Genomic DNA, 25,137 nt, shown 5'->3' with positions numbered 1-25,137 from the left:
CTCAGTCCCCTTCAAACACGGGTCGCTGTTTGGAGGCGAAAGCCTCATAGGCGCGGCGGAAATCCTGCGTCTGCATGCAGATGGCCTGGGCCTGCGCTTCAGCCTCGATGGCCTGGTCGAGCGTCATGGCCCATTCCTGGTGCAGCATGGTCTTGGTCATGCCGTGCGCGAAGGTCGGGCCTTGCGCCAGTTGCGACGCCAGCTTGTGCGCGGCGGGCAGCAGGGCTTCGCTTTCGTGCAGCGCGTTGAAGAAGCCCCAGGCGTTGCCCTCCTGCGCGGTCATGGCGCGGCCGGTGAACAGCAGTTCGCTGGCGCGACCCTGGCCGATCATGCGTGGCAGCAGGGCACAGGCGCCCATGTCGGCACCGGCCAGGCCGACGCGTGTGAACAGGAAGGCGACCGTGGCGGCGGGCGTTCCCAGCCGCAGGTCGGAAGCCAGCGCCATCATCGCGCCGGCGCCGGCGCAGACACCATCCAGCGCCGCGACGATGGGCTGCGGGCAGGCGCGCATGGCGCTGACCAGCGCGCCGGTCATGCGGGTGAAGGCCAGCAGCTCCGGCATGGTCATCTTCGTGAGCGGACCGATGATTTCGTGCACGTCGCCGCCCGAGCAGAAGTTGCCGCCTGCGCCAGTGACCACCACCGCCTTGATGTCGGTGGCTCGCTGCAGGCCCAGGAACCAGTCGCGCAACTCGGCGTAGGAGTCGAAGGTCAGCGGGTTCTTGCGTTCGGGCCGGTTCAGGGTGATGGTGGCCACGCCGTCGGCCACGCTGAGCGCGAAGTGGCGGGGCTGCTCGGCGGCGACGGCGCGGTACTGGCCGCGCATGGGGTTGTGATCGGGGATGGGGTGTTTCATTCGAGTTCCAATTGGTGCTGCTTCACCTTGCCCAGCAGCTTGTGGAGGTGGTCCAGGTCCTTGGGGCTGAGGCCTTCGAAGGCCTGCACGATCCATTGCTCGTGCTGCACCGCCATGCGTTCGAAGGCGCTGCGCCCTTCGGCCGTGAGGCGTACGAGGAAGGCGCGGCGGTCGCCCTCGACACCCACGCGCTCCACCAGCCCTTCGGCCACCAGCTGGTCGGTGATGCCGGTGACGTTGCCGCCAGTGACCATGAGGCGCTGCGACAGCTCCTTCATCTTCAGGCCTTCAGGATGGCGCTCCAGCTGGGCCATGAGGTCGAAGCGCGGCAGTGTGGTGTCGAACTGTTCGCGCAACCCTGTGCGCACGCGCTTTTCGATCAGCTGCGAGCAGGCCAGCAGGCGCAGCCACAGGCGCAGCTCCTGCGCGTGTTCGCTGTGCGCGCGGGCTTCGAGGTCGAGGGTGTCGGTGCTGGAGGTCATTGGGCTTCGGCAGGGTCTTGCGTCACGACCGCGCCCTGAAGGGCCTGCTGGCGCGCGATCTCGCGGTAGAGCTGGTCGCGGCCGCTGAGGTAGGGCAGTGGCCAGTCGATGGCGCGGGTCTGCAGCTTTGCGGCCTCGTGCAGCGTCCAGGCCGGGTCGGCCAGGTGAGGGCGGGCCACGGCGCAGAGGTCGGCGCGGCCGGCGCCGATGATGCTGTTGGCGTGGTCGGCTTCGCTGATCGCACCGACGGCCATGGTGAGGATGCCGACCTCGTTGCGGATGCGGTCTGCAAACGGGGTCTGGTACATGCGGCCGTAAACCGGTTTCGCAGCACGCGTGGTCTGGCCCGAGGACACATCGATCACGTCGCAGCCCGCTGCCTTGAACAGGCGTGCGATGGCGACCGCGTCGTCGGGTGTGTTGCCACCGGGTGCCCAGTCGTGCGCCGAGATGCGTACGCTCATGGGTTTGTCGGCGGGCCAGGCGGCGCGCATGGCGGCGAACACTTCGAGCGGGTAACGGCAGCGGTTCTCCAGCGAGCCGCCGTACTCGTCGCTGCGCTGGTTGGTCAGCGGGCAGATGAAGGCCGAGAGCAGGTAGCCGTGGGCGCAGTGCAGCTCCAGCCAGTCGAAGCCGGCCGCCGTTGCGCGCTTCGTAGATTCGACAAAGGCCGCGGTCATCGCGTCCATGTCTGAACGCGTCATGGCCTTGGGCACCTGGTTCTGTTCGCCGTAGGGCAGGGCGCTGGCCGACAGCAGCGGCCAGTTGCCTGTGGCCAGCGGTTCGTCCATCGCTTCCCAGCCGAGCTGGGTCGACCCCTTGGGACCGCTGTGGCCGAGTTGCAGGCCCATCCTCGCGCCGCCGTTCTGGTGCGCGAAGTCGACGATGCGGGCCAGCGCCGCCTGTTGCGCTTCGTTCCACAGGCCGGGACAGCCGGGGGTGATGCGGCCCTCGGGCGTCGGGCTGGTCATCTCGACCATCACCAGCGCCGCGCCGCCCACGGCGCGCGCGCCCAGGTGCATCAGGTGCCAGTCGCCGACCACGCCGTCCTGCGCCTTGTACTGCGCCATGGGCGAGACGACGATGCGGTTCTTGAGTTCAACGCCGCGCACTTTGAGCGGCAGCAGCATAGGGGGCGTCGGCTTGCCACCGACGCTGCGGCTACCGGAGCGGTTCTGCAACCACGACTCATAGCCTTCGAGCCACTTCGCATCGCGCAGGCGCAGGTTCTCGTGGCTGATGCGCTGGCTGCGGGTGAGCAGCGAGTAGGCGAACTGCTGGATCTCCATGCCGGTATAGCGGTCGACGTGCTCGAACCATTCGGTGGAGTTGCGCGCAGCGTTCTGGATCTTGAGCACCTCCACGCTGCGGCGGGCTTCGTAGCCCTGCAGCACGCTCGCCATCTCGGCGCCGATGTTATTGGTGAACTCGTCGGCGAGGTCGATCGCATCCTCCAGCGCCAGCTTGGTGCCGCTGCCGATGGAGAAGTGCGCGGTGTGGGCGGCGTCGCCCATCAGCACGATGGGCGTCTGCTTGCCCGCAATGTCCTGCCAGTGCACCCAGGTGTTGCAGATCACGCGCGGGAACCGGATCCAGTTGGCCGAGCCTCGCAGGTGCTTGGCGTTGCTGATCAGGGCGTTGCCGTCTAGGTACTTCGCAAACAGCTTCTCGCAGAAGGCGATGCCGTCCTCCTGGCTCATGTCCTCAATGCCGTGGGCCTTCCAGACGTGCTCGGGCGTTTCCACAATGAAGGTCGAGGTCTCGGCATCGAACTTGTAGGCGTGGGCCTGGAACCAGCCGTGCTCGGTCTGTTCGAAGGCGAAGGTGAAGGCGTCAAACGTCTTCTTCGTTCCCAGCCAGACGAAGCGGCACAGGCGGGTGTCGACGTCGGGCTGGAAGGTACTTTCGTAGCGCGTGCGGATGCGGCTGTTCAGGCCGTCGCTGGCGATCACCAGGTCGGCGTTGTACTGCTGTGCCAGCGCCTGATCGTCGGTGACATCGGTCTCGAACACCAGCTTCACGCCCAGGGCTTCGCAGCGTTCCTGCAGGATGTTGAGCAGGCGTTTGCGGCCGATGCCGATGAAGCCGTGGCCACCGGAGCGCACGCTGGCGCCCTTGTAGAACACCTCGATGTCGTCCCAGTGGTTGAACGCATCCTGCATGGCCTGTGCGGTCTCGGGGTCGGCCCGGCGCAGGTTGACCAGGGTCTGGTCGGAGAACACCACGCCCCAGCCGAAGGTGTCGTACGGCCGGTTGCGCTCGACCACCGTCACCTCCAGTGCCGGGAAGCGCCGCTTCATGAGCAGACCGAAATAGAGGCCCGCCGGGCCACCACCGATGCACAGGATGCGCCGCAGCGCTGGAGTGGGTGTGTTCATGCCTGATTAGTTTAGGCTTGAACTAATCAAGGGCAACCGGGTTAACCCGCAGGGGGGAAGGGGCGGGCGGGCTTCCCGCCGAACGGTGCAAGAATGCTGTGCTGTGATCTCAGAGGAGGAGCCCCGAATGTCCCTGTACCGATTCAAGTCCCGCGAAACCGGCGATCTGGTGATGCTGGCGCCCAGCGGCAAGCACATCCTGGACATCCTGGGCAAGGACCCCTCCACCTCCGGCATCATCCGGCCCGAAGAAATGCCTGGTGCCATCGCCGCCCTGCGCGCGGCGGCTCAGGCGGAAGAAGCGGCTCAGCAGCAGATGAAGGAAGAGGCGCTGGCCAAGGGCGAACCGGTGCCGCAGTTCGAGGCGGTCAGCCTGCGCATGCGCAGCGCGCCGTTCATCGAGATGCTTCAGCGCTGTGCCAAGGCCGAGGTCGAGGTCGTGTGGGGCGTATGAGGCGCCCAAGGCCCTGGTCCCGGAAATGAAACAGCCCGCATCAGCGGGCTGTCGTTCTTTGACCGGGTCGACGACCCGGACGTGGGGCGTCAGTCGGCGAATTCGCCGGCGGCGTCGATCACGGTCTTGAGCTTGGTGATTTCGCTGGAGACGAAGGCCTTGTGACCGGCCGGGGTCACGCGGTTGTCGGTGACGACGATGGCGCCCAGCTCGTTCTGCTTCTTGATGAAGTCCGGGTCCTTCAGTGCGACCTGCAAGGCGTCGTTGAGCTTCTTCTGCACGTCGGCCGGCGTGCCCTTCGGTGCGTACATGGCGTGCCAGATGGTCAGGTTGAAGCCCTTGAGGCCCATCTCCTGCAGCGACGGGTAGTCCTTGAGCAGCTTGTGGCCAGACAGCGGCTTGGCCGTGGTGACGGCGAAGGCCTTGACGCGACCGCCTTCGATCTGTGCGGTGGTGTTGGTGGTCTGGTCGCACATCACGTCCACCTGGCCGCCAATCAGGTCGTTCATGGCCGGACCCGTGCCGCGGTAGGCGATGGTGGTCATGGCCTTGTCCAGCTTGACTGCCGATTGCCACATCAGGCCGCACAGGTGTGAGGCGGAACCCAGGCCGGCGTGTGCCAGATTCAGCTTGCCGCCGTTGGCGCGGATGTAGTTCTCGAAATCGCGGTAGGTGCTGGCGGGCAGCTTGGGCGAACCGATGAGGGTCATCGGCACGTCGTTGATCATGCCCAGGTATTCGAAGTCTTCCAGCGGCTTGTAGGGTAGCTTGCGGTAGAGGCTGGCGGTGGCGGCCATGCCGATGTGCCAGACCAGCAGGGTGTGGCCGTCCGGCGCAGCGCGGGCCACCTTGGCGGCACCGATGGTGCCACCGGCGCCGGCAGCGTTCTCGACCACGACGGAAGCGCCGCCCAGCGGCTTGCGCATGGCTTCGGCGAGCTGGCGCGCCACGAGGTCGGTAGGACCACCAGCGGCAAAGGGCACCACCAGGGTGATGGGCTTGCTGGGGAAACCTTGGGCGAAGGCGCCGGCCGAAATGGCGGCGGTCAGGGCAAAGGCCAGAATCTTCTTCATGCGGGTGCTCCTATGGGGGGATGTTCAGAGACGCATGGTAGTGCGCAACACCTCGCCGGAAATGGCGGAAATTACTTAGCCGGGCCTCGGGGGAAACCCTTTGCCTGATGGGCCTGCGCTCACTTGTAGCTGCGTGCGTCTTCGATCACCTTGCCGTCGTTGGGCAGGCTGCCGGGACGCACCACCTGCACGTCGCCGCGCAGTTTGGTCACCTCCCGGATCGCGGCCTCGATGCGCTCGCGCAAGCCGTCGCCGACTTCGGTGGCTTCGACCTGCAGACACATTGTGTCGCTGGCCATCTCGCCGCTGACCACCAGGCGTGCCTTTTTCACCTCGGGGAAGCGTCGGGCGATCTCGGCCACCTGCGAGGGGTGCACGAACATCCCCTTGATCTTGGTGGTCTGGTCGGCGCGGCCCATCCAGCCCTTGATGCGCGGCGCGGTGCGACCGGTGGGACACTGGCCCGGGAGGATGGCCGAGAGATCGCCCGTGCCGAAGCGGATCAGCGGGTAGGCTGTGTTGAGGGTAGTCACCACCAGTTCGCCCACCTCACCTTCATCCACCGGCGTGCCGGTGCCGGGGCGCACGATCTCGACGATCACGCTCTCGTCCAGCACCAGGCCTTCGCGCGCCGCAGTCTCGTAGGCCACCAGGCCCAGGTCGGCGGTGGCGTAGGTCTGGTAGACGTCCACACCCCTTTCCTTGAACCAGGCGGTCAGGCTGGGCGGGCAGGCCTCGCCACCGACCGAGGCCTTGGTCAGGCTGGGCAGGGTGATGCCCGATTCGGCCGCCTTCTCCAGCAGGATGCGCAGGAAGCTGGGCGTGCCGGTGTAGGCATTGGGCTTGAGGTCGACCATGGCTTCGAGCTGCTGTTCAGTCTGGCCGACGCCGCCAGGAAACACGGTGCAGCCCACGGCATGCGCGCCCGATTCGAGGATGAACGCGCCAGGCGTCATGTGGTAGCTGAAGCTGTTGTGAACCAGGTCGCCGGCGCGAAAGCCCGCTGCGAACAGCGCCCGACCGGCGCGCCAGTAGTCCTTGCCCGTGCCCTCGGGTTCGTAGATGGGGCCCGGGCTGGCGAAGATGCGCGACATGGCCGGGCCGCGCACCAGGGCCGAGAAACCACCAAAGGCGTCGTGCTGCCGCTTGGCCTTCTGGCGCTCCAGCAGCTCGCTCTTGCGCGTCACCGGGATGCGGGTCAGCGCGGTGCGGCTGTTGATGCCCGTCACGTCGATGTCGCGCAGGATGTCGGCATACGCCGCGCTGTTCTGCTTGGCGTGGGTCAGCTGGCCCGGCAGGGCCGCCATCTGCGCCGCCTCGCGTTCGGCGGGCGATCGGGTTTCCAGGGCGTCGAAGTGTTCGCTCATGGTGCAAGCCAAATGGTTGAGGTGAGGTGGGTCAGGCCAGCCAGCGTTTGCGGCGCTTGTAGCTCTTGACATCCTTGAAGCTCTTGCGCTCGCCGCCGCCCATGCCCAGGTAGAACTCCTTGACGTCCTCGTTGTTGCGCAGGTCGCTGGCGGCGCCGTCCATCACGATGCGGCCGCTTTCCATGATGTAGCCGTAGTCGGCGTACTTCAGGGCCATGTTGGTGTTCTGCTCGGCCAGCAGGAAGGTAACCTTTTCCTTGGTGTTGAGGTCCTTCACGATCTCGAACACCTCCTCCACGATCTGAGGCGCCAGGCCCATCGAGGGCTCGTCCAGCAGCACCACGCTGGGGTTGGCCATCAGCGCGCGGCCGATGGCGCACATCTGCTGCTCGCCGCCAGACGTGTAGGCCGCCTGCGAGGTGCGGCGCGTCTTCAGGCGCGGGAAGTAGTTGTAGACCTTCTCCAGGTTGCGCGCGACCTCGGCCTTGTCGGTGCGCGTGTAGGAGCCGGTCATCAGGTTCTCTTCGATGGTCAGGTGCGCGAAGCAGTGGCGCCCCTCCATCACCTGCACCACACCGCGGTTGACGAGGTCGGCCGGCGACAAGTTTTCGATGCGCTCGCCGCGCAACTCGATGCTGCCCTTGGTGACCTCGCCGCGCTCGCCCTTGAGCAGGTTGGAGATGGCGCGCAGCGTGGTCGTCTTGCCCGCGCCGTTGCCGCCCAGGATGGCTGCGATCTTGCCTTCGGGCACGTTCAGCGACACGCCCTTGAGCACGAGGATCACGTGGTTGTAGATGACCTCGATGCCGTTGACGTTGAGAACGATGGTGGGAGTGGTGCTCATGGTGTTTCCTCGTGGACCATTTGCAAGGCGTGGCGGACCTGCCTTGCAAATGGTCGCTGGCGAACCAGCGACCGTGGGGTGGGACGATCAGCTGCCGCAGTCGGAAGCCGCGCGGCGGGTCAGCTTCTTCTCGGCGGCGTACTTGTCGGCCGCAGCCTTCACCATCGGCTTGATGATCTGTTCATCGGCCTGGTACCAGTCGCTGCTGAAGTTCCACTTGGTTCCGTCCCAGGTGTGGATGCGGGCCCAGTTGGCGCCCATGTGGTCCTGGCAGCTGGTGGAGATCGGGCGCAGCACGCCCTTGAAGCCCAGCGCATCCAGCTTGGCCTGCGTCAGGTTCAGGTTCTCATAGCCCCAGCGCGCCTGCTCGCCGGTCACGACCTTGCCCTTGCCGAACTTCTCCTGCGCCTGGCGCACGCCTTCGACAGCGAACATGGCGCTGAACAGGCCGCGCATGTACAGCACGTCACCCACTTCTTCCTTCGGTCCGGTGCCCTGGCCCTTGGCGTGCAGCTTCTCCAGCACTTCCTTGACCACGGCCGAACCCTTCTCGGTGCCGTGCTGCATGGTGATGGCGTTGTAGCCCTTGGCGCCCATGCCGACGTCCTTGACATCGGGCTCGGCACCGGCCCACCACACGCCGTAGATCTTTTCGCGCGGATAGCCGGTGGCCTGGGCTTCCTTGAGCAGGGTCGAGTTCATCACGCCCCAGCCCCAGTTGATGACGTAGTCGGGGCGGTCGCGGCGGATCTGCAGCCAGGTCGACTTCTGTTCCACGCCCGGGTGGGTCACCGGCAGCAGGCTCAGCTTGTAGCCGTGCATGGCGGCGCGTTCCTGCAGGATGGGGATGGCTTCCTTGCCGAAGGGGCTGTCGTGGTAGACCAGCGCGATGTGCTTGCCCTTGAGGTTGGCGGCGCCACCTTCCTTCTTGGCGATGTCCTGAATGATCACGTCGCCGGCCACCCAGTAGGTGCCCGCCAGCGGGAAATTCCACTTGAACACACCGCCGTCGGCCGATTCGCTGCGGCCGTAACCCGCGGTGATCAGAGGGATCTTGTCGACCGGGGCCTTTTCGGTCAGGGCGAAGGTGATGCCGGTGGACAGCGGCTGGAACACGGTGGCGCCCTTGCCCTTGAGGCGTTCGTAGCACTCCACGCCCTTGTCGGTGGCGTAGCCGGTTTCGCACTCTTCCCAGCTGACCTTCACGCCGTTGATGCCGCCGCGGGCGTTCACCAACTTGAGGTAGTCGACATAGCCGTTGGCGAACGGGACGCCATTGGGGGCGTAGGCACCGGTGCGGTACACCAGGACAGGGAAGAACTGCTCCTTGGCCTGGGCCATGGCAGCCGTCGGGACCACGGCGCCCGAAAGGGCGGCACAGGCCAGCGACACGGAGAGAACCAGGTTACGTACTTTCATCGCTTTGTCTCCTTAAGGACAGGTCAGGCACACACAAAAACCGACGTTCAACAGGGAATCAGTGGGGGAAGGGCCAGAGGCGAAGCTTCTGCTTGCCAATGCTCCAGAGCTTGGCCAGGCCGTGAGGTTCCACGATCAGGAACCAGACGATCAGCGCGCCGAAGACCATGAAGGTCATGTGGGCCGCAGCGGCGGTCGACAGCCCGACCAGCAGGCTGATGCGCTCGATGAAGATCGGCAGCAACACGATGAAGGCGGCGCCGAAGAAGCTGCCCATGATCGAGCCCATGCCGCCGATGATCACCATGAACAGCAGCTGGAACGAGCGGTCGATCGAGAAGGCGGCCGGCTCCCAGGAGCCCAGGTGCACGAAGCCCCACAGGCCACCGGCCACGCCGATGATGAAAGAGCTGACCGCGAAGGCCGACAGCTTGGCGTACATCGGGCGGATGCCGATCACCGCGGCGGCCACGTCCATGTCACGGATCGCCATCCACTCGCGGCCGATGGCCGAGCGCACCAGGTTCTTGGCCAGCAGGGCGAACACCACGAGGAAGGCCAGGCAGAACAGGTACTTCTCCAGCGGGGTGTCGATGGCCATGCCGAACACCTGCAGGTTGGACACAGAGACCGAACCCGAGGCGTTGTTGTTGGTGAACCAGCCGATGCGCAGGAAGGCCCAGTCGCAGAAGAACTGTGCCGCCAGCGTGGCCACCGCCAGGTACAGCCCCTTGACGCGCAGGCTGGGGATGCCGAAGAACATGCCCACCAGCGTGGCGAAGAAGCCCCCGGCCAGCAGGGCCACGATCAGCGGCATGCCGTCGATGCGGATGTAGGTGTTGTAGGCCATGTAGGCGCCCACCGCCATGAAGGCACCGGAACCCAGCGAAATCTGTCCGCAGTAGCCCACCAGGATGTTCACACCCAGGGCGGCCAGCGCCAGGATCAGGAACGGGATCAGGATGGCGCGGAACAGGTACTCGTCGGCCAGCATCGGCACGCCGACGAAGGCGAAGGCGATCAGGGCGAGGATGGCCCAGCGGTCCTGCGCGATCGGGAAGATCTGCTGGTCGGCGCGGTAGGAGGTCTTGAACTGGCCGTTTTCGCGATAGAACATGTTCTTGTCTCCTTACACGCGGTCAATGATCTTCTCGCCGAACAGGCCCTGGGGCCTGAAGAGAAGGAACACGAGCGCCAGCACATACGCAAACCAGATCTCGATACCGCCGCCGACCATGGGGCCGAGGTAGACCTCCGAGAGCTTCTCTCCCACGCCAATGATCAGGCCGCCGATGATGGCGCCGGGCACCGAGGTCAGGCCGCCGAGGATGATCACGGGCAGGGCGCGCAGGGCCACGGTGGTCAGCGAGAACTGCACGCCCAGCTTGGAGCCCCAGATGATCCCGGCCACCAGGGCGGTGATGCCGGCCACGCACCAGACGATGACCCAGATGCGGTTGAGCGGAATGCCGATGGACTGGGCCGCCTGGTGGTCGTCGGCCACCGCGCGCAGGGCGCGGCCAGTGCTGGTCTTCTGGAAGAACAGCGACAGCACGGCGACCAGGCAGGCCGCGATGACGGCGGCGATGATGTCCTCCTGGTTCACCAGCACGCCGCCCTCGAACACGTTCTCGAACAGGAACACCGGGTCCTTGGGCATGCCGACATCGATCGGGTAGATGTCCGAACCGAAGATGGTCTGGCCCAGGCCGTCGAGGAAGTAGGTGATGCCCAGCGTGGCCATCAGCAGCGTCACGCCTTCCTGGTTCACCAGGTGGCGCAGCACCAGACGCTCGATCAGCCAGGCCAGGATGAACATGCAGCCGGCCGCGATGAAGAAGGCGAGCACGTTGCCCAGCAGCTTGCTCTCCAGCCCCAGCCACTGCGGAATCCATTCCGAGAAGCGGGCCATGGCCAGCGCAGCGAACAGCACCATCGCGCCCTGCGCGAAGTTGAAGACGCCCGAGGCCTTGAAAATCAGCACGAAGCCCAGCGCCACCAGCGAATACAGCATGCCGGCCATCAGGCCGCCGAGCAGTGTTTCAAGAAAGAATCCCATGGTGTTGTCTCCGTTCAGTGCGAGGTACCGAGGTACGCGCTGATGACTTCTTCGTTGTTGCGCACCTCTTCCGGGGTGCCGTCACCGATCTTCTTGCCGTAGTCCAGCACCACCACGCGGTCGCTGATGTCCATCACCACGCCCATGTCGTGCTCGATCAGCACGATGGTGGTGCCGAACTCGTCGTTTACGTCCAGGATGAAGCGGCTCATGTCCTGCTTCTCTTCCAGGTTCATGCCGGCCATGGGTTCGTCCAGCAGCAGCACCTGCGGCTCCATCGCCAGCGCGCGGCCGAGGTCGACGCGTTTTTGCAGGCCGTAGGGCAGCTGGCCCACAGGGGTCTTGCGGAAGGCCTGGATCTCGAGGAAGTCGATGATGTGCTCGACGAACTCGCGGTGCTTCTCTTCTTCCTTCTGCGCCGGGCCGATGCGCAGCGCCTGCAGGAACAGGTTGCTCTTCATGCGCAGGTTGCGGCCGGTCATGATGTTGTCGATCACGCTCATGCCCTTGAACAGCGCCAGGTTCTGGAAGGTGCGCGCGATGCCCATCTCCGCCACCTGGCGGCTGTTCATGTGCTTGAAGTGCTGGCCGCGGAAGGTGATCTGGCCTTCCTGCGGCTGGTAGACGCCGTTGATGCAGTTGAGCATCGAGCTCTTGCCGGCGCCGTTGGGACCGATGATGGCGCGGATCTCGTGTTCCTTGACGTTGAACGAGATGTCGGTGAGCGCCTTCACGCCACCGAAGCGCAGGCTGATGTTCTGGACGTCGAGGATGACGTCGCCGATTTTCTTGCTCATGCTGCTGCTTTCACGGGTGCGAACGTCTTGGCGTCGCTGATCTTCAGCGTGGCGCTCACGCTGCCGGTGCGACCGTCCTCGAACTTGACCTGGGTTTCGATGTACTGCTCGGCCTTGCCGCTGTAGAGAGCGTCCACGAGCACGCTGTACTTCTCGGCGATGAAGCCGCGGCGGACCTTGTTGGTGCGGGTGAGTTCGCCGTCGTCGGCGTCCAGCTCCTTGTGCAGCACCAGGAACCGGCTGATCTGGCTGCCGGCGAGCAGGGCGTCGCGGCTGAGGTCGGCGTTGACCTTCTCCACGCACTCGCGGATCAGCTCGTACACCTCGGGCTTCTGTGCCAGATCGGTGTAGCCGGCGTAGGGCAGGTTGCGGCGCTCGGCCCAGTTGCCCACGGCCTCGAAGTCGATGTTGACCATCACGCAGACCTTCTCGCGCTGGTCGCCGTAGGCCACGACTTCCTTGATCTGCGAGAAGAACTTGAGCTTGTTCTCGACGTACTTGGGCGCGAACATGGCGCCATCGTTGGCGCCGCCCTTGATCCGGCCGACGTCCTTGACGCGGTCGATGATCTTGAGGTGGCCCGAGGCGTCGATGAAGCCGGCGTCGCTGGTGTGGTACCAGCCGTCGGCCGTGAGCACTTCTTCGGTGGCCTTGGGGTTCTTGTAGTACTCCTTGAGCAGGCCGGGCGACTTGACCAGGATCTCGCCGGTCTCGGACAGCTTGATCTCCACGCCCTCGCAGGGCACGCCCACGGTGTCGGCGCGCGCCTCGTGGTCGGGCTGCAGGCAGACGAACACAGCGGTCTCGGTGGAGCCGTAAAGCTGCTTGAGGTTGATGCCGATGGAGCGGTAGAAGCTGAACAGGTCGGGACCAATGGCCTCGCCCGCGGTGTAGGCCACCCGCACCCGGCTCATGCCCAGGCTGTTGCGCAGAGGGCCGTAGACGAAGAAGTTGCCCAGCGCGTACTTCAGGTTGTCCATGAAGCCGACGGGCTTGCCGTCCATCTTGGCCGGGCCGACGCGGCGCGCCACGTCCATGAAGGCGTGGAACATCTTGCGTTTGAGCGCGCCCGCGTCTTCCATGCGGATCATCACCGTGGTCAGCAGGCCCTCGAAGACCCGCGGCGGCGCGAAGTAGTAGGTGGGTCCAACTTCCTTGAGGTCGATGGTGACGGTGGCGCCAGACTCGGGGCAGTTCACCACGTAGCCGGCCACCAGCCACTGCGCGTAGCTGAAGATGTTCTGCCCGATCCAGGCGGGCGGCAGGTAGGCCAGCACCTCGTCCTTCTCGGTCAGCTTGTCGAAGCGCGCGCCCACCGCCGCGCGGTCGATCAGCGTGTTGTGGGTGTGGACCACGCCCTTGGGATTGCCGGTGGTGCCCGAGGTGAAGAACATCGCGGCCACGTCGTCCGGCTGCGCCTTCTCGATCTCCTCGCGGAAGAAGCCGGGGTGTGCCTTCGCAAAGGCCTGGCCGGCGCCGACCAGCTCTTCAAGCCCGCCCAGGCCGGGCTGGTCGTAGTTGCGCAGGCCGCGCGGGTCGTCGTAGAAGATGTGCGCCAGCTGCGGGCACTGGGGCTGGATCTCCAGCATCTTGTCGACCTGCTCCTGGTCCTCCACCACCGCGAAGCGCACCTCGGCGTTGTTGATCGGGAACACGCACTCGTTGGCCACTGCGTCCTGGTAGAGCGGCACCGGAATCGCACCCAGCGACTGCGCAGCCAGCATGGTGGCGTAAAGCCGCGGGCGGTTGGCGCCGATCACCACCAGGTGCTCGCCGCGGGTCAGACCGGCTTGGTGCAGGCCGCAGGCGATGGCCTCGACCAGCCGGGCCATGCCCGACCAGCTGGTGGTCTGCCAGATGCCGTATTCCTTCTCACGCATCGCCGGCGCGTCGGGGCGCCGGGTTGCGTGGTCCAGCAGCAGCCGGGGGAAGGTGGTTTGCATGTGCTTGTCTCCTTGGGTCCTCCGCCGAACGGGGCAGGAAGACGGTGACGGTCGGTTGCCAATGGGGCGGATAGTAGGCCGATGTTTGACGTTATGTTGTCGGTGCGACGACAATTGAGGGATCAACCCAGCTAGGACTTTCCCTAGTCGAACGCCGCCCATGGTCTCTGCCAAGCACCCCCGTTCCGGCTCCGCGCTGCGCGCCAGTGCGCGGCCCGCGTCCGAGAGCGAGCTGTCGGAAATCCCTTGGCTCAAGGAGCTGATGGCCGACGAGCGCGAGCGTGCGCTCGGGGCGCTGGTGGTCAACGAGGTGCAGGTGGGCGAGTACATCTGCCGCATCGGTCGGCCCGTCACCTACTGGTTCGGCCTGCTCGATGGCCTGCTCAAGATGAGCAACGACGATTCGCAGGGCGCGGTGATCACGTTCACCGGCGTGGCGCCCGGCGGCTGGTTCGGCGAGGGCACGGTGCTCAAGCGCGAGATCTACCGCTACAACATCCAGGCCCTGCGCAAGAGCCGCGTCGCGGGCCTGCCGGTCGACACCTTCCACTGGCTGCTCGACCATTCGATCGGCTTCAATCGCTTCGTGATGAACCAGCTCAACGAGCGGCTGGGTCAGTTCATCGCCGCGCGCGAGATCGACCGCATCTCCAGCCCCGACCTGCGTGTGGCGCGCAACCTGGCCGCGCTGTTCCACCCTCTGCTCTCGCCCAACGTGGGCGGCGTGCTGCGCATCACCCAGCAGGAACTGGCCTACCTGGTCGGCCTGTCGCGCCAGCGGGTGAACGAGGCGCTGACCGCGCTGGCCGACAAGGGGTGGATCCGGGTGGAGTACGGGGGCTTGCGGGTGCTGGACCTTTCGTCGCTGCGATCAGGGGCGCTGTAGCCGGCCGGCATGGCCATGGGATCATCGGGGCATGACCGACAAACCCAAGACCTTGCAGCTCAAGGCCCCACCCGTGGCCGGGAAGCCGGCGGCCCCCCGCGCCCCGGTGCGCCCCCGCGGCCCCGCCCGGGCCCGCCCCCTTTCTGAGGTGCGGGCCGAACGGGCCGCGCGCGATGCCGCCTGGGCGGCGAACAAACCAGCTGGTGACCGGCCGAGCCGCGAAGATTCCTCCCGCGGACCGGCGGCGCGGCCTCGCACGGAAGGTTCACGCAGCGCGCCGCCGCCGCGCCCCGAGCGTGCGGCCCCGCGCCCCCCGCGCGACCCGAGGCCCGACCTGGCCCGTGTCGGCAACGCCAACGGCGAGATCCGCCTGAACAAGCGCATGGCCGAGCTGGGCCTGTGCTCGCGCCGCGAGGCCGACGAATGGATCGCGCGCGGCTGGGTGCTGGTCAATGGCCAGCCCGCCGTCATGGGCCAGCCGGTGCCGCCCGACGCGCACGTGGAGGTGCTGCCGCAGGCGCGTCACCAGCAGGCGGGGCAGGTCACCATCCTGCTGCACAAGCCGGTGGGTTATGTGAGCGGCCTGCCCGAGGACGGCCACGAGAGCGCGGCCGTGCTCATCAAACCCCAGAGCCACTGGCGCGAGGACCGCAGCGGCCGCCGCTTCGAGGCGGTGCACACCCGCGGCCTGGCGCCAGCAGGCCGGCTGGACATCGACTCCACCGGCCTGCTGGTGCTCACGCAGGACGGGCGCGTCGCCCGCACCCTGATCGGTGAGGACTCCGGTGTCGAGAAGGAATACCTGGTGCGCGTGCACTGGGCACCGAACGGCCCCAGGGGCGCGGGCGTGGTCACGCAGGACGTGCAGGCCGTGTTCCCGACCGAACGGCTGGCGCTGTTGCGCCACGGCCTGAGCCTGGACGAGCAGCCCTTGAAGCCGGCGCAGGTCGACTGGCAGAACCCCGAGCAGCTGCGCTTTGTGCTCAAGGAAGGCAAGAAGCGCCAGATCCGCCGCATGTGCGAGCAGGTGGGCCTGCACGTGGTCGGCCTCAAGCGCATCCGCATCGGGCGGGTGATGCTGGGCAACCTGCCGGTCGGGCAGTGGCGCTACCTGGGGGCTGGAGAGGGATTCTGAGAGGGGCGGCGTTAGAGGGGCGCATCCATCGCCGGCGGACCCTGGCGCCCACAATGCCCCATGACCAAGCCCATCCCGACCGAACCGCAGCGTCGCGCCGTTCTGCGCCACATTCGCCCGTCCGACCTGCAGGCTGCAGCCCAGCTGGCGGTCCAGGGCACCTATGGCGTCATCAACCTCACCGAGGCTGTGCACCAGGCGGTGCACCGGCGGTTGGGGCTGTCCGGTGGCGCCACGGGTGAACAAACCGGCGGCCTGACGGGACAGATCTACCAGGCCGTGCGCGGCGTGACCCGGCTGGCGGGTTGGGGCACGAACGCTGCGCTGGGCCTGCTGCTGCCGTTGATGGACGACCCGACGTCCTATCCCGAGGCCTCACCGCAGCGCGAGGCGGTGCTGGCCGCACTCAACGGTGTGCTGGGCGACCGGCTGCAGGTCCTGGGTAACCCGCTGGCGCAGGCCATGGAGCTGCGCGCCGGCGGGGTAACGCTGTCGCTGGGACCCGATGCGCTGAAAACCCAGCTGCCCGGCGCCGGCGCGCACCTTGTGTTGCTGATCCACGGCCTGTGCATGAACGACACCCAATGGCGCCGCAGCGGCCACGACCACGGTGAGTTCCTGGCAGAGGCGCTGGGCGCCACGCCCGTCTACCTGCGCTACAACAGCGGCCTGCACATTTCGGTCAACGGGCGCGCGCTGGCGCTGCTGCTGGAGCAGCTGGTGGCCGCGTGGCCCGTGCCGCCGGAGCGCATCACGATCGTCGGCCACAGCATGGGTGGGCTGGTGGCCCGTTCGGCGGTGGCGGTGGGCCAGGCGGCAGGCCTGTCGTGGACGCAGCCGCTGCGCGAGCTGGTCTTCCTGGGCACCCCGCATCACGGTGCGCCGCTGGAGCGTGCCGGCCACGGGGCCGACTGGCTGCTGGCCTCCAACCCCTTCACCGCGCCATTCGCACGGCTCGGCCAGCTCCGCAGCGCGGGCATCACCGACCTGCGACACGGCCATGTGCAGCACGCCGACTGGCAGGGGCGCGACCGCTTTGCCTCGGGCGCCGACCACCGTCTGCCCTTGCCGCTGCCCGAGGGGGTGGACTGCTATGCGGTGGCGGCCACCCTGGCCGGGCAACGCAGCCGGCTGGCCGAGCGCCTCACCGGCGACGGCCTGGTGCCGCTGGACAGCGCGCTGGGCCGCCATGAGGACCCGTCGATGCGGCTGGCGCTGGCGCCCGATCACCTGTGCACCGTCTACCGGACCGGGCACCTGGACCTGCTGTCCAGCCCGAGGGTGGCCGCCCAGCTGCAGGCCTGGCTGGCCACCCCGGCTTGAAATCGCGCGGCCTGCCCATAATTGCGCCCTCGCGAGTGCCTCCCGGCCGGTCCGGCGCGGGTGGCACGGCCCCTCATTCCTTTTGACAGTCCTCCAAGCATGAGCAAACAGACCCTCTCCTTCCAGGCCGAGGTGGCCCAGCTGCTGCACCTGGTCACCCATTCGCTGTATTCCAACCCTGAGATCTTCCTGCGCGAGCTGGTCTCCAACGCCTCGGACGCCTGCGACAAGCTGCGCTTCGAGGCGCTGAACAACGCCGCGCTGTTCGAGGACGCCCCCAACCTCGACGTGCGGGTGGCCTTCGACAAAAACGCGAAAACCATCACCATCACCGACAACGGCATCGGCATGAGCCAGGCCGAGGCGGTCGAGCACCTGGGCACCATCGCCAAGAGCGGCACCCGCGACTTCATGAGTCACCTCAGCGGCGACCAGAAGAAGGACGCGCAGCTGATCGGCCAGTTCGGCGTGGGCTTCTATTCGGGCTTCATCGTGGCCGACAAGATCGTGGTCGAAAGCCGCCGCGCCGGCCTGCCGGCGGCCGAGGGCGTGCGCTGGACCAGCGGCGGCACGGGCGACTTCGAGGTCGAGACCATCGAGCGCGCCGCGCGCGGCACCACCATCACCCTGCATATCCGCGAGGACAAGACCGAGTTCCTGAGCCACTGGAAGCTCAAGTCGCTCATCACCAAGTACTCCGACCACATCAGCCTGCCCATCCTGATGCAGAAGGAAGAGTGGGACGCGGAGAAGAGCGAGTACATCACCCGCGACGAGTGGGAGCCCGCCAACTCGGCCAACGCGCTGTGGGCGCGCAGCAAGAAGGACATCAGCGACGAGCAGTACGCCGAGTTCTACAAGAACATCAGCTACGACCAGGCCGACCCGCTGGCCTGGAGCCACAACCGTGTCGAGGGCAGCACCGAGTACACGCAGCTGCTCTACATCCCGTCCAAGGCGCCGATGGACCTGTGGAACCGCGACCGCAAGGCCGGCATCAAGCTCTACGTGCGGCGTGTGTTCATCATGGACGAGGCCGAGAGCCTCATGCCCGCCTACCTGCGCTGGCTCAAGGGCGTGGTCGATTCGGCCGACCTGCCGCTGAACGTCAGCCGCGAGCTGCTGCAGGAAAGCCGCGACGTCAAGGCGATCCGCGAGGGCAACACCCGCCGTGTGCTCACCATGCTGGACGACCTGTCCAAGGATGTCGACAAGTACGCCACCTTCTACGCCGAGTTCGGCGCCGTGCTCAAGGAAGGCCTGGGCGAGGACTTCTCCAACCGCGACAAGCTGGCCAAGCTGCTGCGCTTTGCCAGCACCACCAGCGACGCGGTGGCGGTGTCGCTGGCCGACTACAAGGCCCGCATGAAGGACGGCCAGAAGGCCATCTACTACATCACCGCCGACACGCTGGCCGCAGCCAAAAACAGCCCGCAGCTCGAACTCTTCCGCAAGAAGGGCATCGAGGTGCTGCTGATGACCGACCGTGTGGACGAGTGGGCGCTGTCCTTCCTGCCCGAGTTCGACGGCACGCCACTGCAAAGCGTGGCCAAGGGCGCTGTGGACCTGGGCGAGCTGCAGGACGAGGAAGAGAAGAAAGCGGCCGAAGAGGCCGCCGAGAGCTTCAAGCCGGTGCTCGACAAGCTCAAGGAAACCCTCAAGGACAAGGCCAGCGACGTGCGCGTGACCACCCGGCTGGTGGATTCGGCCGCCTGTCTGGTGGTGGGCGAGGGCGAGCTTTCCAGCCAGCTCGCCCGCATGCTCAAGGCCGCGGGGCAGAAAGCGCCGGACGCCAAGCCCACGCTGGAAGTCAACCCGGCGCACCCCCTGGTGAAGAAGCTCGATGGCTCGGCGCACTTCGACGACCTGGCCCACATCCTGTTCGACCAGGCGCTGCTGGCCGAGGGCGGTCTGCCCGACGATCCGGCCACCTACGTCCGACGGGTCAATGCCCTGCTGGCCTGAGTGCTACGGAAATCGAGAACATAAGGTCTGAAACCCGGTCCGGTATCCGCCCCGGGTTTTTTTGCGCCGCAGCGGCTTTTGGGCGACAGTGGTGGCCGTGAAACAGGTCACAGATGACTACACTGGCAGATTGGGAGCTTCCGATCGGGGCGATTCGCCCCACCACTGTTGACATCCAACCACCGTGCAACCCCAGCGCCCCTTTGATCCTGTTGTCACCTTCCGAAACAGCCAAGGCGAAGCCGCGCGCGGCACGCTGACCAGTCTCCAGCGCCGCTCGCTGGTGATGGAGATCTACAACCCCTATTCCATCGTCCAGGTCAGCGAGGTGCTCAGCGACCTAGTGATCCGCTCCGGCGAGCGCGCCATCTACCAGGGCAAAGCCGTGGTGGTGAGCCTGCTCAACACCGGCCTGATGGCGGTGGTCTCGCTGGCCCTGATTGACGAGTGGTCGGACCTCAACCTGGCACGTGGCAATGTGCGGGAGGTTGGCATGGAGGCTGCCCGTTTTGTCGAGGACTGGGAGCAGCGCTTCCGGGTCAAGGAGAGCTACCAGGTGGCGGTCAGCGAGTTCCGGGCCTTCCTGTCCGAGACCGCGCGCTGGATCGACCAGGCCGACATGCTGGACTCGCTGCCCAAGGGCGAGGACGGCCGGCTGACCGATGCCGTGTTCTGGGCCATGGCCGAACCCCTGATGACCAAGGGCAAGAGCTTCCTGGTGCGGCTGGAAAGCGAGGCCGCCAGCGTGCCTGCGGAAGATGCCCTGTTGCACCGCAGCTACGCCCAGGCGGCGCTGCACCCGCTGGTGCTGCGGGCGCCCTTCGTCTATCGCACCTTCGCCAAGCCCCTGGGCTACGCCGGCGACTACGAGATGGTCAATCAGCTGCTGGGCGACCCGCGGCAGGGCGGCAGCACCTACATCCAGCTGGTCAACGCGACCTTCCTGCGGGCGGCGGTGGCCGAGGCGCACCGCAACCGCATCAACATCCTGGTCGACTACCTCCGGCGTGCCGTGGCCCTGGGCGAGCAGGAAGGGCGCCAGGTGCGCATCCTCAACGTGGGTTGCGGCCCGGCTGTCGAGCTGCAGCGGCTGATTGCCTCCGGCGCGGACCTGAGCCGCCTGAGCTTCACGCTGCTGGACTTCAGCCGCGAGACCCTGGACTACACGCGCGAACGCATCGAGGCGGTGATGGCCGAGACCGGTCGGCGGGTCGAGGTGAACTATGTTCAGGAGTCGGTGCACGACCTGCTCAAGCGCCCGGCCCAGTCGCAGGAGCTGGAGGGCGGCCGGGGTTTTGACTTCATCTACTGCGCGGGCCTGTTCGATTACCTGTCCGACAAGGTCTGCACCCGGCTGATCCGCTATTTCATGTCCCGCTCCGCACCGGGCGCCCGCATGCTGCTGACCAATGTGCACTCGAGCAACCCCGAGCGCCATGGCATGGAGCACCTGCTGGAGTGGCATCTGATCTACCGCGACGAGGCGCAGATGACCTCCGTGATGTCCGAGGTCGGGGCGGCGATCGACCTGTACACCGACCAGACCGGTGTCAACGTGTTCGCGGAAACCACGCTGACGGGGCGCGTCCCCCTGGACACTGCATGATCGCCAGGGACACCGCGTCCTACGAGCGTCAGCTGTCGGCGTTCCGGCTCGCCTACAGCAAGGCCGGCAGCATCACCTCCATCGGGCTGGTGCTCGCGGGGGTGGGGCTGGACTATTTCTCCTATCCGGAGTGGTTGATCGAGTTCTTCCTGCTGCGTCTGCTGGTGGCCTGCCTGACCCTGGGCATCCTGATGCTGCTCTACACCCGGATGGGGGCGCAGCAGGTGCGGGTGCTCACCATGACCTGGCTGGTGCTGCCGCAGATGATGATCGCCTGGATGATCTGGTTGACCAGTGGGGTCGAGTCGATCTACTTTGTTGGCCTGCACTTGGCCATGTACGCGGTGGGCATCATCCTGCCGATCACGCTGTTCGAGGGCATCGGCTTCGGTGTGCTCACACTGGTGCTCTACCTGATGGCCTGCATGCTCCACCCCGATGGCGTGGCCGAACCCGGCAAGCTCTACACCAACAGCCTGTTCATCCTGTTCTCGGCCATTGCCAGCGCGGTCTGCACCTGGTTCAACGAGCGGGCGCGGCTGCGCCTGTTCCAGCTGCAGCACGAGGTGGCGATGAACAACGCGCAACTGCAGGAAACCAACCGCACCCTGGCCGAGGTCAAGGGCCAGCTGATCCAGCGCGAGAAGATGGCCGCCATCGGCACGCTGTCGGCCGGGCTGCTGCACGAGCTCAACAACCCGGTGAACTATGCCCTGATGGCGGTGAACATGGGCCTGAGCGTGCCCTCGGCCAAGACCGATCCGATGCTCAAGGAAAGCCTGGACGACGCGCGCGAGGGACTGACGCGGGTGCAGAACATCGTCTCCGACCTCAAGACTTTCGCCTACCAGAAGCCCGGTGACGACAGCCAGCGGCCCTTTCTGCTGGAGCACGCGGTGCGCTCGGCCATCCGCCTGGCGGGCTACGAGCTCAAGGGCATCGAGCTGGTGCTCGACCTGCCCCAGGACACCCATGTGATGGGCGACGAGCCGGCCATCATCGGGGTGCTGATCAACCTCCTGAGCAACGCCGCCCATGCCATGCAGTCCGTGCAGCGGGCGCAGCCGCGCATCGATGTGCGGGTGACGCCGCAGGGCGAGCGGCTGCGGATCGCGGTGCGGGACAACGGGCACGGCATCGATCCGGCCAACATCGGCCGGGTGTTCGAACCCTTCTTCACCACCCGCGACGTGGGGGCCGGCCTGGGGCTGGGGCTCAGCGTGAGCTACGGCATCGTGCAGCGGCACGGCGGCATCCTGTCCGTCGACAGCGTGTTCGGCGAATGGACCGAGTTTTCGTTCGACTTGCCGAGGCCGCCCCAATGAAATCCGAGCTGCCGGGTGCCGGTTCCGTCTCCCCGCTGGCCCATGCCGTGCTGCTGGTCGATGACGAGCCGCAGGCGCTCAAGTGGTTTGCGCGCTCCTATGGCGACGAGTTCGATGTGCGGACCGCCGCCAGCGTGCGGCAGGCGCTGGAACTGTTGGATCGGCAGGGACACGAGGTCGCCGTCCTGCTGACCGACTACCGCATGCCCGAGCGCGACGGGGTGGCCCTGCTGGCCGAGGTCCGGCAGCGGCATCCCCTGGTGTCGCGGCTGCTGATGTCGGCCTATGCCGACAAGGACGTGGCGATGGCGGCGGTCAACCTGGGGCATGTGGGGCAGATCCTGGAAAAGCCGCTGGACGAGCTGCTGACCCGGCGGGCCTTGCGTGAGGCCCTGGCGGCCTGCCAGCAGCGGCTGCGGGAGCAGACCCTGCTGCAGCGACGGGACGATGCCCTGCGGGAGACCCTGGGATTCCTGGCGCACGAGGTGGGCACGCCGCTGGCCACCGTCAGCGGCTACCTGCACGCCATGCGCGAGCGCCAGCAGTCTCCCCTGTGCGGCAACACCGACCTCGTCTGCCTCACCCAGCGCCGTCCCGGCGAGATCGGCGCGATGCTGGAGGCGGCCCTGCGCCGCACCGACTATGCCCAGTCCCTGGTGGCGACCTTCGTGCGCACCGCTCGCGACGCCTACCATGCCGACGCCACCGCCAGCGAACTCGCCAGTGATCTGGTGCGATCGGTGCGCGAGGGCTATCCTTTCGACGGCGACGAGGCACGCTGGCTGGTCTGCGACGTGCTGCAGGACTTTGTGCTGCCCGGCCAGCGCGACCTGCTGTACCTGGTGCTGTGCACCGTGGTCAAGAATGCCCTGCTGGCCCTGCATTCGGCGCGGCCGGCCGAACCCCGCATCCGCATCGTGATTGCAGGTACGCCGGACCGCGCGGTCATTGAAATCAGCGACAACGGTCCAGGCATTGCACCGGAAGTGCTGGCCCGGCTGACCCGGGAGCCCGTCACCACCCGGTCGGCCAGTGGCGGCAGCGGCATGGGCCTGGTCTTCTGCCGACGGGTGATGGCATCCGTGGGCGGATCGGTCGAGGTCCGGTCACCGGTGGGCGGTGGCGCCGCGGTCCGCCTGCACTTCGGTGTCCCGGACACAGAACAACACCATGAGGTATCCAGATGAAACCCGAGAAGATCCTGTACGTCGACGACGAGGCGATCGCCCTCAAGTACTTTGAGCGGCTGGTGGGGCCATTGGCACCGGTGCTGACCGCCAACTCGGTCGACGAGGGGCGGGCGGTGCTCAGCGTGCACGGCGCCGACATCGCCGTGCTGGTGTGTGACCAGCGCATGCCCGGCGAGCGCGGCAACGAGCTGCTGCGCCACGCCCGCACCCACTACCCGCACATCGTGCGCATGCTCACCACAGCCTATTCCGAAATCGGCGAGGCCATCGATGCGATCAACACCGGCGAGATCTACCGCTACATCGCCAAGCCCTGGGAGCTGGAGAGTCTGCGCTCCGACCTGAAGAACGCGCTGGAGCTGTCGGCCTTGCGCAGCGAACGCGATGAACTGGTGCGCGACAAGATGCTGGCCCAGCAGTCGCGCCTGGTGTCGGGCCGTCTTTCGTCCCTTTTCGTGATCGGCGCCGGTGCCGACCCGGCGGCGTACGAGCGTGCTCTGTTCCGTTTCGCGCAGGCGGCCCTGTGGGTGGGGGCGCTGGAGCCTGAGGTGGACTGGCACCGCTGGGACCATGCCGACCTGCAGCAGGCCGAAGCGCGCCGGGGTGTCGCGGTGGCGCTGCAGGTCCGCTCCTGGCTGGAACGGTTTGGCACCCGGCAGGACGACGCACACGCGCTGGCGCAGCTGGCGGCCGTTCTGGGCGAAGAGCTCCGGGGCGGTGTTCTGCACCTTGCCCGCACCGCGCCCTGCACGGCCCTGCTGAGCGCACCCGCCGGTGGTCCGGCCTCGGCGGACGATTGCGCTTGGCTGGCCTGGCAGATCTGGACCCGGGGACGTTTCGGCCTGCGGGCGGCCGGCGAAGGCTGGGTGGTGGCACCGGCTTCGGACGAACCACTGCCCAAAGACTGGCTGGCCGACGCCATGGAGCGCCTGGGCGGCCAGACTTGATCTGCGTCAGGGGCCGGACCGGGTCTGGCCCCTGCCCGGCGACTACACTTGTGGGGTTCTGCGGCGCCTTGTAGCGCCGCTTCGCTTTGTTTCCCACGGGTTTCCATGAAATACGCCAAGACCGTTCTCAAGTGGCTGATGTATGCGGCCGTCGTGGCGTCGATCGTGTTCTTCGTGCGCGCCTTCATGATCCACATGGAGAAGCTGCCGCCGATTCCCCTCAACCTCAGCACCGTGGCCATCGGCCTGCTCAGCATGGTGAGCGTGGTCGTGACCCACTTTTTCGGCACCCATGTGTGGCGCTTGCTGATGTCCGACCAGGGCCACCGTGTGCCCACGCGGCTGGCGGTGCAGGTGTTCTTCATCTCGCAGCTGGGCAAGTACCTCCCCGGCAATGTGGGGCAGTTCATCGGTCGCGGCGTGCTGGCCAAATCCACCGGCATTCCAGTGGGGGTGGCGGTGGGCACAGCGGTGTTCGAGGGCATCTGGAATCTGGTGATCAGCTGCTCGCTCGCCCTGCTGGGCACGGTTGTGCTGTGGGACCTGCACACCGCCGGCGGGGCGGCGCCCGCCTTCGCGTCCAAGCTGGTCTGGATTCTGCCGCTGGCCCTGGTGGCGCCCTGGCTGGGCATCAAGGTGGTCAACACCCTGTTGCCCCGGCTCAGCATGAAGATCGGTGGTGGACAGATGTTGCGTCTGCCGCAACTGCGCACCGCGCTGTTCGTGTCCCTGTTGATCTTGATCAACTTCATGCAGCAGGGGTATGTAGTGAAATTGCAGTCGGAATACTTATTCGCAAGTCCCGACATTGACTGGTTCAGCATCGCGTTGCTCTACAGCAGCGCCTGGGTGGTGGGCTACGTGGTGCCAGGCTCTCCCGGTGGTCTGGGGGTGCGCGAGGCGATGATGGTGGTGCTCTTCACTCCGTTGACCGGAGCTGCGGTGGCCGCCGGACTGGCCGTGAGCATGCGCCTGACCACCCTGCTCGGAGATGCACTGACCGTGTTGCTCGGCGTTCTCGGACGCCGCATGCAGCAGCACAAGACGCCTGCCGCCACACCCTGAAGAGGAGGCCGGTCACTGACGGG

Annotated in this window: 21 protein-coding genes; 10 read left to right on the top strand and 11 right to left on the bottom strand. The window is 66.6% G+C overall.

Translation table 11 applies throughout. From position 1 onward, the window contains the following. Position 1: 1 nt before the first annotated feature. Genes ACFOPI_RS13105 through ACFOPI_RS13095 form a run of 3 tightly spaced genes read right to left on the bottom strand, consistent with a single transcriptional unit; the run spans position 2 to position 3,716 of the window. Entirely contained in the window at positions 2-856 is an 855-nt protein-coding gene (locus tag ACFOPI_RS13105) for an enoyl-CoA hydratase family protein (protein WP_382174487.1), read from the bottom strand. Continuing rightward, a complete protein-coding gene (locus ACFOPI_RS13100) occupies positions 853-1,338 on the bottom strand; it encodes a MarR family winged helix-turn-helix transcriptional regulator (protein ID WP_382174485.1) in 486 nt (161 codons plus the stop codon). Before ACFOPI_RS13100 ends, ACFOPI_RS13105 begins: the two co-directional genes overlap by 4 nt. Beyond that, the gene (locus ACFOPI_RS13095) at positions 1,335-3,716 is read right to left on the bottom strand and encodes a bifunctional salicylyl-CoA 5-hydroxylase/oxidoreductase (protein WP_382174483.1); all 2,382 of its coding nucleotides are present in this window, start codon (positions 3,714-3,716) and stop codon (positions 1,335-1,337) included. The genes ACFOPI_RS13100 and ACFOPI_RS13095 overlap by 4 nt, the downstream gene beginning before the upstream one ends. Positions 3,717-3,843: 127 nt before the next feature. Here ACFOPI_RS13095 and ACFOPI_RS13090 point away from each other — a divergent pair, with 127 nt between their 5' ends. After that, positions 3,844-4,170: a DUF1840 domain-containing protein gene (locus ACFOPI_RS13090; RefSeq protein WP_382174481.1), complete on the top strand. Its 327-nt coding sequence runs from the start codon at positions 3,844-3,846 to the stop codon at positions 4,168-4,170. Between the two features lie 89 nt (positions 4,171-4,259). Here the strand turns inward: ACFOPI_RS13090 and ACFOPI_RS13085 are convergent, their stop codons facing one another. The 8 genes from ACFOPI_RS13085 to ACFOPI_RS13050 all read right to left on the bottom strand — a co-directional run bounded on the left by ACFOPI_RS13085 (position 4,260) and on the right by ACFOPI_RS13050 (position 13,672). After that, positions 4,260-5,243 carry a tripartite tricarboxylate transporter substrate-binding protein gene (locus tag ACFOPI_RS13085; protein ID WP_382174479.1) on the bottom strand — a complete coding sequence of 328 codons (984 nt, stop codon included), beginning with the start codon at positions 5,241-5,243 and terminating at the stop codon, positions 4,260-4,262. A 119-nt stretch (positions 5,244-5,362) separates the two neighbouring features. Next, positions 5,363-6,610: a phenylacetate--CoA ligase family protein gene (locus tag ACFOPI_RS13080; RefSeq protein WP_382174477.1), complete on the bottom strand. Its 1,248-nt coding sequence runs from the start codon at positions 6,608-6,610 to the stop codon at positions 5,363-5,365. Between the two features lie 31 nt (positions 6,611-6,641). After that, on the bottom strand, positions 6,642-7,454 hold the full coding sequence (locus ACFOPI_RS13075; protein ID WP_382174475.1) for an ABC transporter ATP-binding protein: 813 nt from the start codon (positions 7,452-7,454) through the stop codon (positions 6,642-6,644). A gap of 87 nt (positions 7,455-7,541) precedes the next feature. Then, positions 7,542-8,873 carry an ABC transporter substrate-binding protein gene (locus ACFOPI_RS13070; RefSeq protein ID WP_382174474.1) on the bottom strand — a complete coding sequence of 444 codons (1,332 nt, stop codon included), beginning with the start codon at positions 8,871-8,873 and terminating at the stop codon, positions 7,542-7,544. A gap of 58 nt (positions 8,874-8,931) precedes the next feature. Next, entirely contained in the window at positions 8,932-9,990 is a 1,059-nt protein-coding gene (locus ACFOPI_RS13065) for a branched-chain amino acid ABC transporter permease (RefSeq protein ID WP_382174472.1), read from the bottom strand. A gap of 12 nt (positions 9,991-10,002) precedes the next feature. Then, a complete protein-coding gene (locus ACFOPI_RS13060; protein WP_382174470.1) occupies positions 10,003-10,932 on the bottom strand; it encodes a branched-chain amino acid ABC transporter permease in 930 nt (309 codons plus the stop codon). A 14-nt stretch (positions 10,933-10,946) separates the two neighbouring features. Further along, positions 10,947-11,729, bottom strand: coding sequence for an ABC transporter ATP-binding protein (locus tag ACFOPI_RS13055; RefSeq protein ID WP_382174468.1), 783 nt, complete (start codon positions 11,727-11,729; stop codon positions 10,947-10,949). Further along, on the bottom strand, positions 11,726-13,672 hold the full coding sequence (locus ACFOPI_RS13050) for an AMP-dependent synthetase/ligase (protein ID WP_382174466.1): 1,947 nt from the start codon (positions 13,670-13,672) through the stop codon (positions 11,726-11,728). The genes ACFOPI_RS13055 and ACFOPI_RS13050 overlap by 4 nt, the downstream gene beginning before the upstream one ends. Positions 13,673-13,832: 160 nt before the next feature. On the opposite strand from ACFOPI_RS13050, the gene ACFOPI_RS13045 reads away from it, so the two are divergent. The 9 genes from ACFOPI_RS13045 (at position 13,833) to ACFOPI_RS13005 (ending at position 25,114) form a co-directional block, all read left to right on the top strand. Beyond that, positions 13,833-14,558, top strand: coding sequence for a Crp/Fnr family transcriptional regulator (locus ACFOPI_RS13045; protein ID WP_382174465.1), 726 nt, complete (start codon positions 13,833-13,835; stop codon positions 14,556-14,558). A 31-nt stretch (positions 14,559-14,589) separates the two neighbouring features. After that, entirely contained in the window at positions 14,590-15,693 is a 1,104-nt protein-coding gene (locus ACFOPI_RS13040; RefSeq protein WP_382174463.1) for a pseudouridine synthase, read from the top strand. A gap of 60 nt (positions 15,694-15,753) precedes the next feature. Further along, positions 15,754-17,016, top strand: coding sequence for an esterase/lipase family protein (locus tag ACFOPI_RS13035; protein WP_382174461.1), 1,263 nt, complete (start codon positions 15,754-15,756; stop codon positions 17,014-17,016). Positions 17,017-17,115: 99 nt separating this feature from the next. Then, complete coding sequence (gene htpG / locus ACFOPI_RS13030) at positions 17,116-18,981, top strand: molecular chaperone HtpG (RefSeq protein WP_382174459.1); 1,866 nt, start codon at positions 17,116-17,118, stop codon at positions 18,979-18,981. 184 nt (positions 18,982-19,165) lie between these two features. Continuing rightward, a complete protein-coding gene (locus tag ACFOPI_RS13025; protein WP_382174457.1) occupies positions 19,166-20,587 on the top strand; it encodes a class I SAM-dependent methyltransferase in 1,422 nt (473 codons plus the stop codon). Continuing rightward, complete coding sequence (locus ACFOPI_RS13020; protein ID WP_382174455.1) at positions 20,584-21,912, top strand: sensor histidine kinase; 1,329 nt, start codon at positions 20,584-20,586, stop codon at positions 21,910-21,912. Before ACFOPI_RS13025 ends, ACFOPI_RS13020 begins: the two co-directional genes overlap by 4 nt. Next, a complete protein-coding gene (locus ACFOPI_RS13015) occupies positions 21,909-23,099 on the top strand; it encodes a hybrid sensor histidine kinase/response regulator (RefSeq protein WP_382174453.1) in 1,191 nt (396 codons plus the stop codon). The genes ACFOPI_RS13020 and ACFOPI_RS13015 overlap by 4 nt, the downstream gene beginning before the upstream one ends. Next, positions 23,096-24,049, top strand: a complete 954-nt coding sequence (locus tag ACFOPI_RS13010; RefSeq protein WP_382174451.1) for a response regulator — start codon at positions 23,096-23,098, stop codon at positions 24,047-24,049. The genes ACFOPI_RS13015 and ACFOPI_RS13010 overlap by 4 nt, the downstream gene beginning before the upstream one ends. 105 nt (positions 24,050-24,154) lie before the next feature. Then, positions 24,155-25,114 (top strand): lysylphosphatidylglycerol synthase domain-containing protein, encoded by a 960-nt coding sequence (locus tag ACFOPI_RS13005; protein WP_382174449.1) that lies wholly within the window; start codon positions 24,155-24,157, stop codon positions 25,112-25,114. Positions 25,115-25,137: the final 23 nt, after the last annotated feature.

It is taken from the genome of Hydrogenophaga luteola (assembly GCF_042648585.1).
GTDB classification, from domain to species: domain Bacteria; phylum Pseudomonadota; class Gammaproteobacteria; order Burkholderiales; family Burkholderiaceae_C; genus Hydrogenophaga; species Hydrogenophaga luteola.
Note: the sequence above shows the minus strand (reverse complement) of the source record. Positions and strands in the feature narration are given on the sequence as shown.